Origin of the sequence: Brevundimonas sp. UBA7838, assembly GCF_002500885.1 — a bacterium.
GTDB lineage: Bacteria > Pseudomonadota > Alphaproteobacteria > Caulobacterales > Caulobacteraceae > Brevundimonas > Brevundimonas vesicularis_C.
On the sequence record NZ_DLTK01000117.1, the window covers coordinates 1 to 16456 of the forward strand.

Below are 16456 nucleotides of genomic sequence, written 5' to 3' on the forward strand. Positions count from 1 at the left end.
GTGATAGAGAACACCCTGCGCCGCCTGGGCCTGAAGCGGGCGGAGACCGGGCGGCCGCTGACGACCGCCGAACGGCTGTCGGTCGCCGCCGCATCGGCGCGCGAGATGGCCCGGCCGGCGGCCTTCGGCCAGGCGATTATCCTGCTGGTCTATGCGCCCTTGCTGATGTTCGAGGGGGTCGAGGGCAAGATGTTCGGCCCGATGGCCGCCACCGTCATGCTGGCGCTCGCCGCCGCCTTCGTGCTCAGCTTCACCTTCGTGCCCGCCACGGCCGCCCTGTTGGTGCGCGAACCCAAGCTGGATCATGAGGAGACTCGGCTGACCCGCGCGGCCAAGGCGCGCTACCAGCCGCTTCTTGCACACGCCATCGCCCGACCACGGCGCGTTTTGGCCGGCGCGGGCGTCGCCTTGCTGGCCGGCGCCATCGCCTTCCTGACATTGGGGCGGGAGTTCGTGCCGCAACTGGATGAGGGCGACGTCCTGGTCCAGGCCCTGCGCGTGCCCTCGACCTCTCTGGAACAGAGCCAGGCGATGCAGTTCCAGGTCGAGCGCGCGCTGAAGGCCATGCCCCAGGTCGATCGTGTCTTCACCCGCACCGGCACCGCAGAGGTCGCATCCGACCCCATGCCGCCGTCCATCTCGGACACCTTCGTCATCTTGAAAGATCGCCAAGACTGGCCCCATCCGCGACTGCCGAAAGCCGATCTTGTCGCGGAGATGGAGACGCGGCTCTCGACCTTGCTGGGCAACACCTATGAGTTCACCCAGCCCATCGAAATGCGATTCAACGAACTGATCGCGGGTGTGCGTTCGGACGTGGCGGTGATGGTCTATGGCGACGACTTCGCCGCGATGGAGCGCACGGCCCAGCAGGTCGCGGGCGTCCGGAACGGCATCCAGGGCGCGGCGGACGTGCGGGTCGAGCAGGTCTCGGGCCAACCGACCATCACCGCCAGCGTGGATCGCACGGTGGCGGCGGCGCAGGGGATCCATGCCTCTGACGCGGCGGACGCCCTGGCCATCGCCTTCGCCGGCCGTTCGGCCGGTCAGGTCAACGAGGGCGACCGGCGCTTCGATGTGGTCGTGCGGCTGGACGACGCCCTGCGCGCCGATCCGGCGGTCATGGAGCAGTTGCCGGTCATGCCCGAGAACGCCCAGTCCGGGGCGCCGACCGTGCCTCTGTCTTCTGTCGCACGTTTCGACGTCGGCGAGGGGCCGAACCAGATCAGCCGCGCCGACGGCAAGCGCCGTATGATCGTTCAGGCCAATGTCCGCGGACGCGACCTGGGCGGCTTCGTCGCTGAGGCGCAAACCAAGGTCGCCGAACAGGTCCAGCCGCCGCCATCCGGCTGGATCGACTGGGGCGGTCAGTTCGAGAACCTGCAACGCGCCTCGGCCCGACTGGCGCTGATCGTGCCGATCGTCTTCCTGACCATCGGCCTGCTGCTCGTGCTGGCGCTGCGATCATGGAAGGACGCTGCCCTGGTGTTCGCAGGCGTGCCGCTGGCCCTGGTGGGCGGCGCGTTGGCGCTGGCGCTGCGCGGGATGCCGCTGTCGATCAGCGCAGCGGTCGGCTTCATCGCCGTCTCGGGCGTGGCGACGCTGAACGGCCTGGTGCTGATGCAGGCCATCCGCCAACGCCTGACCGAGGGCGACTCGCCGGCCACGGCGGCGCTTTACGGCGCCGTCAGCCGCCTGCGCGCCGTCCTGACCACGGCCCTGGTCGCCGTCCTCGGCTTCGTACCCATGGCGTTCGCCTCAGGCTCCGGCGCCGAGGTGCAAAAGCCCCTGGCCACAGTCGTCATCGGCGGCCTGACCACCGCAACGATCCTCACCCTGATCGTCCTGCCAGTGCTGGCGGGATGGCGGAGAGGAGGGGAGGCTCAAGGCTGATCGACAGCGGCCGAACGAGGCTTGCGCTATGCAGACTGGATTGGAAAATTCGCGCGTGCGACAACGCGCGCGTTACGCAAGATGAGAAACTTCAGAGGTCAGCTATGAGCCACGAGTGGCTGCCTATGCCTAGGTCTCAAAAGTGCCAGTATTCGACATCCAGGCCGCTCTATCATTGCGACATACGTTACGTAATTTTTGAGTGACCGGACGAGCAGCCTGATGAACCGCTAATACCCCTCGTCACCCACGGGTTGGTGGGTGAAGCCTTTTGCTCCGCTCAAAGACTTGGCATCACGGCTGATTTCGACATCGCTTTCGGCATAGGCGATCAGCAGGCGAGACAGGTCTTCCAGCGCGCTTTCGTGGATGCGTTCATAGCCGTGGCTGGCGTCGATGCCGAAGGTGACCAAGGCCGTCCGGATGTCGGCGCCGGCTTCCAGGGCCGAGGCCGAGTCCGAGCGATAGTATCGGAAGACGTCCTTCTGGTGCGGGATGTCGTGGTCGCGGGCCAGTTGAACCAGTTTGCGTGACAGGTGCCAGTCGAAGGGACCTGTCTGGTCGGCCATGGCGATGGTGACGCCGAACTCCGAAGAGTTCTGACCAGGTGCGGTCGTGCCATTGTCGACCGTCACCATAGCGGCGACATCCGGAATCAGCACCGACGAGGCGCCCAGCCCGACCTCCTCGGCGATCGTGAACAGCCACCAGGTATCGACCGTCGGCGTGCGATCTTCGCGGATCATGCATTCCAGGGCAGCCAAAAGGGTGGCGACGCCCGCCTTGTCGTCCAGATGGCGTGAGACGATGAAGCCAGTATCGATGAACTCGGGCTGCGGGTCGATGGCGACGATGTCGCCGACATCCACGCCCAAGGCCAAGGTGTCTTCGCGGCCTTGGGTCACGGCGTCGATGCGCAGCTCGACCTGGGCCCAGTTTACCGGCTGGGTGTCCACCTCTTCGTTGAAGGTATGGCCGGACGCCTTCAACGGCAGGATCGTGCCGCGATAGGGGCCGCTCTCGGAGAAGATCGTCGCCCGCGCGCCCTCGGCGAAACGCGACGACCAGTGACCGATCGCGACCAATTCCAGCCGGCCGTTGGCCTTCACCTGTTTGACCTGGGCGCCCAGGGTGTCGACGTGGGCGACGATGGCGCGCGCTGGTTTTGGCGTCCGGCCCGGCAAGCGTGCGCGAAGGGCGCCGCGGCGGGTCATCTCATAGTCGAGGCCCAGCCGCTCCAGTTCGCGGCACAAGAGCCAGACCGCCTCGTCCGTATAGCCGGTCGGACTGGGCGTGTTCAGCAGGTCGGCCAGGCGGGCTTTCAGGTAGTCGAGGTCTATCGCGGGGCGGGCCACGGGGCCTCCTTCAGGCATCGGATCGCGGAAATGTCCGCGCAGCGGCCGGCGCGGAAAGCGGAAAGAGCAGATCCACGAAACGCTCGGCGGTCGGTTGAGGTTCGTGGTTGGCCAGGCCGGGGCGCTCATTGGCTTCGATGAAGGCGTAGTCGGGTTCACGCGGCGACTTCACCATCAGGTCGATGCCGGTGACCGGGATATCGATGGCGCGGGCGGCGGCGACGGCGGCGCGGATCAGCGCGGGATGCACCTCATCCGTCACATCATGGATGGTGCCGCCCAAGTGGAGGTTGGCCGCCTTGCGCACCAGAATCTCGGCCCCTTCCGCCGCCACATCGTCGAGACGATAGCCGGCCTCGGCCAGGGTGCGTTCCGTCTCGGCGTCGATCGGGATGGTGGATTCCCCGCCGGTGGCGGCGGCGCGACGACGACTTTGGTGTTCGACAAGGGCGCGCAAGGTCGAGCGCCCGTCACCAACGACACGCGGCGGACGACGCAGGGCGCAGGCGACGACCTTGTAGTCGATCACTACCAGCCGGAGGTCCTCGCCCTGGACCTGTTCCTCGACCAGAACCTCGGAACAGATGCGGCGCGCCCGGACCAGAGCCGTCTGGACCTCGCTCATCGTCGTCAGGCCCACCGCGACGCCTTGCCCCTGCTCGCCACGCGCCGGTTTGACGACCAGGGCGCCGAACTTGGTCAGCGCCGCATCAATGGCCGACGGGTTTTCGGGATCGATTCTCTCGGGAACGCGCACGCCGGCCGCCTCGACGATGCGTCGCGTCATCCGCTTGTCGTCACAGATGCTGAGCGCGACGGCCGAGGTCAATTCCGACAGACTTTCGCGACATCGGACCGACCGGCCGCCCCAGTTCAGGCGAAACAGCCCGCCCTCACCGTCGATGATCTCGGTATGGATGCCGCGCCGACGCGCCTCGTCCACGATGATGCGGGCATAGGGATTCAGGTCATGATCGTCGGTCGGGCCGACGAACAGGGCCTCGTTGATCGGGTTCTTGCGTTTGACCCCAAAGAAGGAGACGCGACGGAAACCCAGCTTTTCGTACAGGGCGATGGCTTGATCATTGTCGTGCATGACCGACAGGTCCATGTGCGCCAGGCCTTGGGTCTTGAAATGTTCCGCCAGACGCCGCACCAGGGCCTCGCCAACGCCCGGCTGGGTCGCCTGGGGATCGACCGCCAGGCACCACAGCGAAGAGCCGCATTCCGGATCCTGAAAGGCGCGGGCGTGGTTGACGCCCGTCACGGTGCCGATCACAGCCCCCGTCACCGTATCCTCGGCGACGAAATAGGTCAGGGTCCGGTCGTCCCGATGCGACCAGAAGAAGTCAGGCGGAACCGGCACCATCTTGCGCTTGGCGTAGATGTCGTTGACCGCCTGCGCATCCGTTTCCGACGTCAGACGGCGCACGGTGAAGCCTCGGGGCTGACGTCGGCTGGTGCGATAGGTGGCCAGTTCCAGCCGATAGGTGTGCGACGGATCCAGGAACAACTCCTGCGGCGCCGAGGCCAGCAGGACGTGCGGATTGCGGACATAGAAGGCGATGTCGCGCCGGTCCGGCCCTTCGGCGCGCAGGGCCTCGACCAGCGGCTCGGCCGTCTCGAAGGTCTGGGCGAACAGCAGTCGGCCCCAGCCGCAATCCAGCACGGCATCGGGGTTCGGTCCGTCCCCGGACTGAACCGGGGGCTTCAGGCCCTCGTGCCGCAGACGTTTCAGCCGATGCGCCTTTGATCGCTCGGGGCGGATATCAGACGCCATGCTGCTGCATCCACATTTCCAGCACTGCGACCTGCCAGAGTTCGGAGCCGCGAAGGGGTGTGATGTGCTCGGTGGGATTGCCGAACAGGGTGTCCAGATAGCCCCGGTCGAACAGGCCGCGATCGCGCGCCGCCTGATTGGTCAGGGCCTCGCGCACCATCTCCAGATACGGACCCTGGATGTATTTCAGCGCGGGCACGGGGAAATAGCCCTTCTTGCGATCAATGACCTCGGAGGGGATCACCAGACGCGCCGCTTCTTTCAGCACGCCCTTGCCGCCTTGCGCCAGCTTGTGCTCGGGCGGGATGCGGCCCGCCAGTTCGACCAGTTCGTGATCCAGGAAGGGCACGCGCGCCTCCAGACCCCAGGCCATGGTCATGTTGTCGACCCGCTTCACCGGGTCGTCGACCAGCATCACCTGGCTGTCCAGACGCAGGGCTTGGTCGACCGGCGTCGCTGCGCGGCCTTGCGCGAAATGGGCCTCGACCAAGGCGCGGCTGACGTCGGTGTCGGCCATATAGGGGCCGTTCAGCTGGGTCTTCAGCGTGGCATGGCTGCGGTCGAAGAAGGCCTTGGAATAGGTTTCGACCGGATCGGTCGCGCCCAGCATCGGCGGATACCAGTGATAACCGGCGAACACCTCGTCGGCGCCCTGGCCGGACTGCACCACCTTGATATGTTTCGAGACTTCCTGGCTCAGTAGATAGAAGCCGACGTTGTCGTAAGAGACCATCGGTTCCGACATGGCGCCGATGGTGCCCGGCAGGGCTTCCATCAGCCGCTGGTGCGGCACGAAGATCTGGTGATGCTTGGTCCCGTAATGTTTGGCGATCAGGTCGGAATAGACGAACTCGTCGCCCTTCTCGCCATTAGCCTCCTCGAAACCGACCGAGAAGGTCATCAGGTCCTTCTGACCCAGTTCGGCCAGCAGACCGACGATCAGGCTGGAATCCACTCCCCCCGACAACAACACGCCTACCGGCACGTCGGCGACCATGCGGCGCTTCACGGCTTCGCGCAGACTGTCCAGGACCCGATCGCGCCAATCTTCGGCCGTCAGGGCCGAGTCCTCAGCATGGCGGGTCATGTCGGGCTGCCAGTAGAGGCGGTCCTTGGCCCTCCCATCCGCCTCGATCACGCGGATGGTGGCCGGCGGGAACTTCTTGACGCCCTTCAGGATCGTGTGCGGCGGCGGCACGACCGCGTGGAAGGTCATGTAGTGGTGCAGGCCGACGGGATCGATAGTCTTGTCCACGTCGCCCGCCGCCCGCAGGGCCGGCAGGGTCGAGGCGAACCGCAGACGATTGCCCTGTTCGGCCAGATACAGCGGCTTGATGCCGAAACGGTCGCGAGCGATCACGGTGCGGCCGGTGTCGCGCTCATGAAGCACGAAGGCGAACATGCCCTTGAATCGCTCGACGCAGGCTTCGCCCCACGCCTTCCAGGCCTTGATGATGACCTCGGTGTCGCCGTGCGAGAAAAAGCGGAACCCCATCCCCTGCAGCTCTTCGCGCAGTTCGGGATAGTTGTAGATGCAGCCGTTGAACGCCAGGGTCACGCCCAGGTCAGGGTCCACCATCGGCTGCTGAGCTTTCTCACTCAGGTCGATGATCTTCAAACGGCGGTGACCCAGCCCCACCGAGCCGCGCATAACAATGCCGGAGCCATCCGGTCCACGGGGCGAGAGCGCATCGGTCATGCGTTGAACGGCGCCGGCATCGGCCGGTCGTCCGTCGAAATTGATCTCGCCGCTAAGACCGCACATGGGTCCTCCTTGAATTGTGGAAGCAGCGGGTACAAATGGTTAGGGCACGAAAGAGTTCAACCCGAATGGCCGATATTTCCCCTGAGCCAAGCCCTGACGCGGCGGTTGACGCCACCGCATCCCTTGTCCGGTCAGTCCGACGCATCGCCCAGGCGATCGATGTTCGGTCTCGAGAAATTTCACGTCTGACCGGGCTGACGCTGCCGCAGCTCCTCGTGCTGCAATCCATCCGCGCATTGGGTGAAGTCAGCACCAGCGCGATATCGCGGGACGTTTCCATGTCGGCGCCGACCGTCGTCGCCGTGCTGGACAAGCTCGAAGCCAAAGGCATGGCCGCCCGCTATCGCTCCACCGTGGATCGCCGCGTCGTCCATGTGCGTTTGACCGACGCGGGGCGGCAGGCATTGCAGACGTCCCCGGGCCTGCTCGGCGACGGCTTTCTCGCCGCCTTGGCTGAACTTCCACACAGCGAACGACTGGCGATGGCTGAAGCTGTCGAACGCCTCGCAGTTTTGATGCAGCCTCGCGACTCTCAGGCCTCTTTGAAGCCGCATTATCAGGCTGTCAGGCCCTCATAAGCGGCTCGGGATGTCGAGCCGGCGACCAGCCGGAAACGGTGATCCTGACCTGTCTGTTCCAACGCTATCTTCTGACCTCGAGCCAATCAAAGAGGCCAAAACAGCAAGATGAGCGAGGGCCCCGTGACCAGAACGAGCGCGCTCAAAGGCGCGCCCAGCCTGGGATAATCAGAAAACTTATAGCCGCCAGGTCCCATAACCAGCGTGTTGCACTGGTGACCGATGGGCGTCAGGAAGTCGCACGCGGCGCCGACCGCGACCGCCATCAGGAACGGGTCTGGATTGTAGCCAAGCTGCTTGGCCAGCGTCGCTCCAATCGGGGCGACGATCAGAACGGTCGCCGCATTGTTCAGGAAGGGCGTAACCGCCATTGAGGCGAGCATGACGCCGGTAATGGCGACGACGCCCGGCAAGCCTGTGAACACGTGGCGAAGCAGTCCTGCGATCAGGTCGGACCCTCCCGTGGATTGGATCGCGTCTGAGACGGGAATGAGGGCCGCGATCAGAACGAGGAGGGGTCCATCGAGCGCGGCATAGGCCTCACGCATCTTCAAGCCGCCTAATGCGACGATCACGACGGCGGCGCCGAAGAACGCGACGGCGACTGGAACCAGGCCAAGGCCGACGAGCGTCATGGCGCACGCAAGAACAACAGCCGGCATGAAGCGCCTGCGCACGCTCCCGAGTTGAACCTGACGCTCCGCCAGGGGGAGTAAATCCAGCGCCCTCAGCGCGACCGGCAGCGCCTGTTCGGCGCCTTGAAGCAGGATGATATCGCCGGGCGCCAGTTTTGCCGTCCGCAGATGCTGGGTGAGTTGAAAGCCGCTTCGCGACACGCCCAACAGATTGATCCCGTGCTGGCCGTACAGATCCGAGCTTCGAACAGACTGCCCTTGAAGCGGGGAGTTTCGGCCGATGACCGCCTCTACGATCGCAATCTCCTCGGATGCGGTCGCTATGGGAACCGGGCGATCATCGCGGATGAGATTCATCTGAGCCCGACTGACGAAGCCCTCCAGCGCCTGCTGCTCGCCCTCGATCAGCAGCGCGTCACCCGCTTTGACGACGACATTGCCTCTGGGATTCAGCCGCCGTTTCCCTGAACGGATCAGCGCCATGATCTTGACCTCGTCGTCGCCGAGGGCGGCGAGAGCGGACACGGTCATAGACCCCGGAGCCCAGCCTTCAGGCGCCCTGACTTCCGTGGCATAGGCGTTGGCGGCCAAGGCCGCGCTCATGGACGTTGCGCCCTGTCGATCGCGGGGCAACAGGCGATAGCCGAACGCCAAAAACGCCAAGGCGATCAGCGTGAGCGCTAAGCCCACTGGTGCGTAGTCAAACATGGCGAAGGGTTCGCCAACGATGCCTTGGCGCACTTCGGCGACGATGATGTTCGGAGCGGTCCCGACCAGGGTGACCATGCCGCCCGCCATGGCGCCGAAAGCCATTGGCATCAGGAGCCGGGACGGAGACGACTTCGTCTGGCGCGCCACCTGAAGCGCCACCGGCATCATGATCGCCAGGGCTCCGACATTCTTCGTCGCCATGGAAAGCAACGTCACAGCACCGGTCAGAACCGGGACCTGGGAGCGCTCAGTCTTTAGCAGCGGCATCACCCGCCGCATCGCGAGCTCAATTACCCCCGATCGGGCGAAGGCGGCCGAAACGATCAGCGCGCAGGCGATGATGACGGTGACGTCGTTTTTGAAACCGTCAAATGCAGCCTCGGCGGGGATGATGCCGATCGCCAATCCTGCAACCAACGCGACGACCGCGACCAGGTCGTAACGAAACCGACCCCAGATGAAGGCGCCGATTGTCAGCCCGACAAGGCCAAAGGCCAGTCCCTGTTGAAACGTCACTCGCCTAGCGCCCTTGCCTGATCAGCACGCAGCCTAGGCTCAATGCTAGAAGGCAGCCAGCCCTCTGGGTCATGGGGCGCTCCGCCAAGGTCTGTCCGACGAACATCCTGTCGCTCGGCGCTCTGGCGGCGCCGTTCATCTTCTTCGTCGCGAGACGGTTCGCCCCTGTGAAGCTCTCTTCCGCCGGCGCCGCCGCCGGTCTTCTGACCGCAGGGCTGGCCGCGACCGTCTATGGCCTGCATTGTCCCGAGCACACGGCCGCCTTTGTGACGGTCTGGTATAGCTTGGGCATGGGTCTCATCGCGGCCTTGGGCGCTGCTCTGGGTCGCTTCGCCTTCCGGTCTGGTGAGTGTGCATGCGACACTGCCGTTAAGCGGGCTTGAGCCGTTTTCGGGTGGTCTCGACAGACAGATTTGGTAGGCCCGGAGGGACTCGAACCCCCAACCAGACCGTTATGAGCGGTCGGCTCTAACCATTGAGCTACAGGCCCCCAAGGCGCGTCTCGGCGGTGACGTTCGCCTAGCAGGCGCGGGCGCGGCTTGCCAAGCGGGGGCGGGCAAGAAGGCGATCTTTCGACGATTTCACGAAGATGAACGGAAACTGCCAGCGGGGTGCGGGCGTTGGTTCAGGCGAAAACGGCCAAGGTCGTTGCAACGGATCGGCGAACGCGCCGGTCCCGGATCGCTTACGGAGAAGACTGCATGACCCGCACCCTGGCCGCCGCCCCCCTGAAGACGGTTTCGCTGAAGACCGTCGCTTTGGGCGGCGCTGTCGCCGCCGCCGCCTTCCTGGCCGCGGCCACGCCGCGCGCCATGGCTCAGACCGCCGAACCCATGGGAGCCCTGCACATGATGCAACCCGCGCCGTCGCTGAACCTGTCGGCCTACGGCGAGGTAAAGGCCGCGCCGGACATGGCCACCATCACCTTCGGCGTGCAGACTGAGGCCGTCACGGCTCAGCAAGCCCTGCGCGATAACGCTGCGCAAATGACGCGCGTCGTCGCCGCCCTGCGTCGCGCGGGCATTGCTGAACGCGATATCCAGACCTCCGGTCTGAACCTGTCGGCGCAATACGACTATGTCCAGAACGAACCACCCAAGCTGCGCGGCTATCAGGCGGTCAACCGCGTGACGGTGGTCATCAACGACCTGAGCAAGGTCGGCACGACGGCCGACGCCGTGGTTGCCGCCGGCGTCAACCAGATCGACGGCATCAGCTTCGGCCTGAAGGATCCGACCGCCGCCGAAAACCAGGCGCGCCAGTTGGCCGTGCGCAACCTGCAGGCCAAGGCCCAGCTGTACGCCCAATCGCTGAACGTCCAGCTGTCGGGCATTCGCAACCTGACCGAGGGCGGCGGCTATGCGCCTCAGCCGCCGATGCCGATGTTCGCCGCCCGCGCTGCGTCGATGGATCGGGCCGAGAGCACCCCGGTTTCCGCCGGCGAACTGACGGTGCGGATCGACATCACGGGCGTCTACGACATCGCCCGCTGATCGCATTGACCGGATGAAGAAAAGGCCCGCCGTCGCCGGCGGGCCTTTTTGCATTCTGAGAGGCGAAGCGCCTTAGCCAGCGTTCTTGATCGCGTTGACGTCGTCCAGCAGGACCACGATAGGGTTCCACTGACGCGCCTCTTCCTGCGGCAGCTGGCCGTAGGTGACCACGATCACCTTGTCGTTCTTCTGCACCAGGCGGGCGGCGGCGCCGTTGACGCCGATGACCTTGGAGCCGCGCGGCGCCTCGATCGCATAGGTGGTGAAGCGCGCGCCATTGGTGATGTTCAGCACATCGACCTGTTCGTGCGGATAGATGCCGGCGGCGTCCAGCAAATCCATGTCGATGGCGATCGATCCCTCGTAATCGAGATCGGCCTGGGTCACCGTGGCGCGGTGCAGCTTGGACTTCATCAGGGTGACCAGCATCGTGCGGTCTCCAGCAAGAAAAACGCGGGGCGCAGGCCCTCGCTCACAGGCGGCTCATATAGGGATTTCCGGCCCCCGCATCAATCCGCACGCTGCGTCGCAGCAATCGGGTGCGGCTGCGAACGTCATGTCAGCCGACGGATTGCACGCGCGTCATTTGACGACGGCCCGCGTCCCCCTATGCTGGCGACGCCATTTCCGGCCTGCGAGCGCGCGTTTTCCCTCCGATGAAGCAATTCTTCCTGACGGTCCTTGGTGTCTTCACCGGGCTGATCCTGTTCGTCGTCGTCATTCCCGTGGTGCTGCTGACGGTCGCCGTCGCCTCGTCGTCCAAGCCGACGACGCCGGCGACCACCGTTCTGGAGTTGGACCTGCGCGGCGGCGTCAGCGACCAGCCGTCGTCCAATCCGTTCGCGGCCTTCGGCAGTTCGGGCCTGGCCCTGACGGACGTGGTCGATGGCCTGCATCAGGCCCAGAGCGACAGCAGCGTCAAGGCTCTGCTGATCCGCCTGCCGGAAAGCGGCATGACGCCCGCCACCGCCGACGAACTGCGCCAGGCCATCCATCGCTTCCGCAACGCAGGCAAGCCGGTCATCGCCCACAGTCAGGGCTTCGCCCCGTCGGGCGCGGTGATGTCTACCTATATGGTCGGGGCCTCGGCGTCGGAGCTGTGGATGCAGAACACAGCCGGCTTCCAGGCCACGGGCTTCTCGGCCGACAGCCTGTTTTTGGGCCGCGCCTTCCAGAAATACGGCGTCAAACCCGAGTTCGAACAGCGCTACGAGTACAAGAACGCCGTCAACGAATACACCCAGAGCGACTACACCGGCCCGCACCGCGAGGCGATGACGGCCTGGATGACGTCGATCTACGACACCGCCCTGGCCAACGCGGCCAAGGATCGCAAGACGACGGCCCCGGCGCTGAAGACGGTGATCGAGGCCGGCCCCTATTCGGCCGAGCAGGCGCTCAGCAACCGGCTGATCGACAAGGTGGGCCAGGTCGAAGAGGCCGAGATCGCCATCAAGACCCGCGCCGGCAAGGGCGCCGAGATCGTCGAGTTCGGCAAATACGCCAGCCAGAAAGGCGAACGCACGGGTTCAGGCAAGAACGCCATCGCCATCGTGGGCGGGGAGGGGGCCATCGTCACCGGGCGCGGCGGCGGGGCCAGCTTCGGCGGCGGCTCGTCCATCCATTCCGACGACACGGCCGAGGCCATCTACGACGCGATCGAGGACAAGAGCGTCAAGGCGATCGTCTTCCGCGTCTCTTCGCCTGGCGGTTCACCTGAAGCGTCCGAGCAGATCTTGGCCGCCGTGCGCGCGGCGCGGGCGGCGGGCAAGCCCGTGGTGGTGTCCATGGGCGCCTATGCGGCGTCGGGCGGTTACTGGATCAGTTCCGAAGCCGACTGGATCGTGGCCCAGCCCACGACCCTGACCGGCTCGATCGGCGTGTTCGGCGGCAAGTTCGTGCTGGCCGATGCGCTGGGACGGTTCGGCGTCGACATGCGTGAGCTGACGGTGGGCGGGGACTACGCCGACGCCTTCTCGCCGACGCAGGAGTTCACCCCCCAGCAGCGCGCGGCCTTCGCCGGTTCGATGGACCGGATCTACGACGACTTCATCACCCGTGTGGCGACGGGCCGCAAACTGTCGCCGGACCGGGTGCGCGAAATCGCCAAGGGGCGCGTCTGGACCGGCGCCCAGGCCCTGCCTCTGGGTCTGGTCGACCAACTGGGCGGCGTGACCGAGGCGGTGAACAAGGCCCGCCAACTGGCCAAGATCCCCGACAACGAGCCCGTCCGCTTCAAGCACTTCCCCAAGCAGCAGTCGCCGTTCGAGGCCCTGTCGGAAATGTTCGGAGTCCAGACCGAGGCCGCCAAGGCCCTGGTCATGCTAGGCGGCGTCATGGCCGATCCCCAGGCCCAGGCCGTGATGCGCCGGATCGACAGCGACCGGATGCGCAGCCAGGGCGCGGTGGTTCTGGCCGATCAGCCGATCTTTTGACGGGGCGCGGCGCACGCGACCGTGCGTCGCGGTCCATTGACCGCAGGCCCCGATGGACCGACATTGCGTATCAGGCGTTCCCCGGATCGCCTGAAAGGATGATCCATGTTCCAGCCTGAACGTCTCGCCGCCATCGGCCATGCCGCCCGCCGCCGTCCCAACGGCCTGGTGGCGTCCGTCATGTGGGTCGCCGGCATGATCGCCGCCGTCTGCGCCATGGCGGTCGGCGCCGTCCTCGCTGTCTTCACCGCTGCGGCCGTGGCGGTGATCGCCCTGTTCGCCGGCGTTCTGGTCTTTCTGGTCGGTCTGGTCATGCGCGCCCGCCGCAATATTGCGCCGCGTCGCCGCAACAGCGATCCCGACCTGATCGAGGCCCACAAGGTGGATGGCGCCTGGGTCGCCTATGGCTGGGAGCGCAACGGCCGCTGAGCCGACGCCGCCCATGACGTCCTACATCGACGCGCCTTCGCCCAACTTCGACGCGCGCCGTGCGCCGCCGGACATGCTGGTGTTGCACTACACCGGCATGCAGACCGGCGAGGCCGCTCTGGCCCGCCTGCGCGACCCGGAGGCCAAGGTTTCGGCCCACTATCTGGTCGAGGAAGACGGCCGCGTCTTTCAGCTGGTGCCCGAGGAGCGCCGCGCCTGGCACGCCGGCCGCGGCGTCTGGCAGGGCGAGGACGACTGCAACGCCGCCTCCATCGGCATCGAGATCGTCAATCCCGGCCATGAGTTCGGCTACCGCGCCTTCCCCGAAGCGCAGATCGCAGCCGTCATCGCCCTGATCTCCGATATTCGCAGTCGCTGGACCATCGCCGACAACCGCATCATCGCCCATTCCGACCTGGCGCCGGATCGCAAGGAAGATCCGGGCGAGCTTTTCCCCTGGAAACGTCTGGCCGAGGCCGGGCACGGCCTGTGGTTCGAACCGGCGGCCGAACGGGTGCAGGCCTTGGGCGCCCTGCTGCAGAAGGGCGATCAGGGCATCGGTCCGATGGTGCTCAGCGCCGGCCTGAAGCGGCTGGGCTACGGCCTGAAAGCCAGCGGCGACTACGACGCCGCCGTCGAAACCGCCGTCCGCGCCTTCCAGCGTCATTGGCGCCCGGCCCGCGTCGACGGCGTCGCCGACGGCGAAACCCGCGCCCGCCTGGTCGGCCTGCTCCAACTGGCCAGCGCCGAGAGTGTCACGGGCGTATTGAATTGACGTTCGCGCCGCTAACGCGCATCTAGCGCGCGCCAGACGGCTGGGCGGTCGCGGCGGACTTCGCGTCCGTCGAGGAAAGTCCGGGCTCCACGGTGAAAAGGCGGCGGATAACTTCCGCCCGGGGTGACCCGAGGGATAGCGCCACAGAAAGCAAACCTCCGGCCTTGCGAGGCCGGTAAGGGTGAAAGGGTGGGGTAAGAGCCCACCGCGGACCTGGCAACAGGGACGGCATGGCAAGCCCCGCCTGGAGCAAGACCAAATAGGGACATCGCGCGGGCTCGCTCGCGAGGCTCACCGCCTCAGATGTCCGGGTAGGTCGCGAGAACCGATCAGCAATGGTCGGTCCAGAGGAATGATCGTCGCCGATCCGGGCCTCGGCTTCGGAGCGGAACAAAACCCGGCTTACAGGCCGTCTGGCATTTTTCTTGGCCTACCGCGCTTCGCGCTGCTTGAGGCCGGCTTTTTTCTTCGGGCCTATCGGCCTTTGGCCTACTTGAGGCCCGTAGGGTTGGCGTTGGCACCCTCCCTAAGCGCGTCGCCTTATCTGAGTTGGGATTATCCCCGCATTTCAGCGTTCTGACGGCGGTCGCGCGCTTTCGCGCGCGTTAACCTATTGTCTGGCAATGGAAGGTTAGAACGCCTCACAGCCTGTGAATACTTTGTTTGTTCCGTGTATGTTCTAGCTGTTCGAGCGTGCTTAAGTCGTCACACGTCAAAACATGGTTAAATCTTGGCTTCGATCCCATTGAGGCCCATTTCATCCCATGCTATCCCAGCTTCATGATTTGGGGCTGAGAGGCGGGCGCGGCGGGCGTTCGTCAGGGCATCTAGGGACGGGCCGAAGGGCTCGATTGGACAGGGCGTGTTTCTCTCGACCTATGAGAAGCAGCTGGACGGCAAGCGCCGTCTCCTCATCCCCAACGATTTCCGCACGACCGAAAACGGCGCCGCCGGCGGCGTCTTCATCTTCCCTTCGATCGAGGCCGACTGCCTGGAAGCGGGCGGCGACCGCCTGTTCGCCGTCTATGCCGAGATGATCGAGGCCCTGCCGTTCGGCTCCGAGGAGCGTTCGGCGCTGGAGTGGCAGGTGATGGGCGAGCAGGTGCGTCTGGCCTACGATTCCGGCGGTCGGATCACCTTGCCCGAGGCGCTGTGCGCCGAGGCGGGTCTGGGCGACACCGTCGTCATCGTCGGCCTGAACGACCGTTTCCAGATCTGGTCGCGCGAGAAATGGGCCGCGCGCCGCGCCGAACAGCGCGCCCTGGCCAAGGCCGGCATGGCCCAGATCGGCGCCCTGAAGCTGGCGGCCCAGATGAAGCTGGCGGGAGGCGGATCGTGACTGACGATTCTCCCAAATCTCCCCACGCCCCCGTCCTGCTGGCCGAGGTGATAGAGGCCCTGGCGCCCGCGCCCGGCGACGTCGTGATCGACGCCACCTTCGGCGCCGGCGGCTATACCCGCGCCATCCTGAAAACGGGCGCCCAGGTCGTCGCCCTGGATCGCGACCCGACGGTCCAGTCGCACGCCGACGCCGTCGCCAACGACTTCCGCGGCCAGTTCCAGCTGATCCGCACCCCCTTCTCGGGTCTGGCGCAGGCGTTCGCCGACAGCGGCAAGGCGAAGCTGGACGGCGCCGTCTTCGACATCGGCGTCTCGTCGATGCAGCTGGATCAGGCCGAGCGCGGCTTTTCCTTCATGCGCGACGGTCCGCTGGACATGCGCATGTCCGATGAGGGTGCGACCGCCGCCGACATCGTCAATACCTGGGACCACGGTCCCCTGGCGCACATCTTCAAACTGTATGGGGAGGAGCGCCAGTCGGGCCGCGTCGCCACCGCCATCCTGCGTCGTCGCGTCGAACAGCCGTTCACCCGCACCCTGGATCTGGCCGAGGTGGTCGAAAAGGCCCTGGGCGGCCGTCGCGGCGCGCCCATCCACCCGGCGACCCGCGTGTTCCAGGCCCTGCGCATCGCGGTCAACGACGAACTGGGCGAGCTGGAACGCGGTCTGGAGGCCGCCGAGGCGACGCTCGCCCCCGGTGGACGCCTCGCCGTCGTCACCTTCCATTCGCTGGAAGACCGCATCGTCAAG

14 protein-coding genes, 1 tRNA gene and 1 other RNA gene are annotated in these 16456 nt (G+C 65.9%); 10 read left to right on the forward strand and 6 right to left on the reverse strand.

The features are described 5' to 3' along the window. A partial coding sequence (locus B3T77_RS11045; RefSeq protein ID WP_292079579.1) for an efflux RND transporter permease subunit occupies positions 1–1893 on the forward strand: 1893 nt, incomplete at its 5' end. A gap of 230 nt (positions 1894–2123) precedes the next feature. On the opposite strand, the gene B3T77_RS11050 is transcribed toward B3T77_RS11045, so the two are convergent. The 3 genes from B3T77_RS11050 to B3T77_RS11060 are packed head-to-tail and all read right to left on the reverse strand — an operon-like array spanning position 2124 to position 6793. Next, positions 2124–3248 (reverse strand): osmoprotectant NAGGN system M42 family peptidase, encoded by a 1125-nt coding sequence (locus B3T77_RS11050; protein WP_292079581.1) that lies wholly within the window; start codon positions 3246–3248, stop codon positions 2124–2126. Between the two features lie 10 nt (positions 3249–3258). Continuing rightward, a complete protein-coding gene (ngg, locus tag B3T77_RS11055) occupies positions 3259–5028 on the reverse strand; it encodes an N-acetylglutaminylglutamine synthetase (protein ID WP_292079583.1) in 1770 nt (589 codons plus the stop codon). Then, complete coding sequence (locus B3T77_RS11060; RefSeq protein ID WP_292079585.1) at positions 5018–6793, reverse strand: N-acetylglutaminylglutamine amidotransferase; 1776 nt, start codon at positions 6791–6793, stop codon at positions 5018–5020. The genes ngg and B3T77_RS11060 overlap by 11 nt, the downstream gene beginning before the upstream one ends. Positions 6794–6858: 65 nt before the next feature. On the opposite strand from B3T77_RS11060, the gene B3T77_RS11065 reads away from it, so the two are divergent. Then, on the forward strand, positions 6859–7371 hold the full coding sequence (locus B3T77_RS11065; RefSeq protein WP_292079587.1) for a MarR family winged helix-turn-helix transcriptional regulator: 513 nt from the start codon (positions 6859–6861) through the stop codon (positions 7369–7371). Between the two features lie 86 nt (positions 7372–7457). On the opposite strand, the gene B3T77_RS11070 is transcribed toward B3T77_RS11065, so the two are convergent. Beyond that, positions 7458–9233, reverse strand: coding sequence for an SLC13 family permease (locus B3T77_RS11070; RefSeq protein ID WP_292079588.1), 1776 nt, complete (start codon positions 9231–9233; stop codon positions 7458–7460). Positions 9234–9253: 20 nt separating this feature from the next. On the opposite strand from B3T77_RS11070, the gene B3T77_RS11075 reads away from it, so the two are divergent. After that, complete coding sequence (locus B3T77_RS11075; RefSeq protein WP_292079606.1) at positions 9254–9616, forward strand: NrsF family protein; 363 nt, start codon at positions 9254–9256, stop codon at positions 9614–9616. A 31-nt stretch (positions 9617–9647) separates the two neighbouring features. Here B3T77_RS11075 and B3T77_RS11080 read toward each other — a convergent pair. Then, positions 9648–9723: transfer RNA gene (locus tag B3T77_RS11080), tRNA-Ile, on the reverse strand. Between the two features lie 211 nt (positions 9724–9934). Between B3T77_RS11080 and B3T77_RS11085 the strand changes: the two genes are divergently transcribed. Continuing rightward, complete coding sequence (locus B3T77_RS11085) at positions 9935–10726, forward strand: SIMPL domain-containing protein (protein ID WP_292079590.1); 792 nt, start codon at positions 9935–9937, stop codon at positions 10724–10726. A 72-nt stretch (positions 10727–10798) separates the two neighbouring features. Here the strand turns inward: B3T77_RS11085 and panD are convergent, their stop codons facing one another. Next, complete coding sequence (gene panD, locus B3T77_RS11090; protein ID WP_292079592.1) at positions 10799–11155, reverse strand: aspartate 1-decarboxylase; 357 nt, start codon at positions 11153–11155, stop codon at positions 10799–10801. Between the two features lie 227 nt (positions 11156–11382). Between panD and sppA the strand changes: the two genes are divergently transcribed. From sppA to rsmH, 6 genes are all read left to right on the forward strand, one after another. Beyond that, complete coding sequence (gene sppA, locus B3T77_RS11095) at positions 11383–13161, forward strand: signal peptide peptidase SppA (protein ID WP_292079594.1); 1779 nt, start codon at positions 11383–11385, stop codon at positions 13159–13161. Positions 13162–13266: 105 nt separating this feature from the next. After that, positions 13267–13590, forward strand: a complete 324-nt coding sequence (locus B3T77_RS11100; RefSeq protein WP_292079595.1) for a hypothetical protein — start codon at positions 13267–13269, stop codon at positions 13588–13590. A gap of 13 nt (positions 13591–13603) precedes the next feature. Beyond that, positions 13604–14365: an N-acetylmuramoyl-L-alanine amidase gene (locus B3T77_RS11105; protein WP_292079597.1), complete on the forward strand. Its 762-nt coding sequence runs from the start codon at positions 13604–13606 to the stop codon at positions 14363–14365. 32 nt (positions 14366–14397) lie between these two features. Next, positions 14398–14786, forward strand: an RNA gene (gene rnpB / locus B3T77_RS11110) — RNase P RNA component class A. A 441-nt stretch (positions 14787–15227) separates the two neighbouring features. After that, on the forward strand, positions 15228–15704 hold the full coding sequence (locus tag B3T77_RS11115; protein WP_017504538.1) for a division/cell wall cluster transcriptional repressor MraZ: 477 nt from the start codon (positions 15228–15230) through the stop codon (positions 15702–15704). Further along, on the forward strand, positions 15701–16456 hold a 756-nt coding region (gene rsmH, locus B3T77_RS11120), incomplete at its 3' end, for a 16S rRNA (cytosine(1402)-N(4))-methyltransferase RsmH (RefSeq protein WP_292079599.1). The genes B3T77_RS11115 and rsmH, both read left to right, overlap by 4 nt.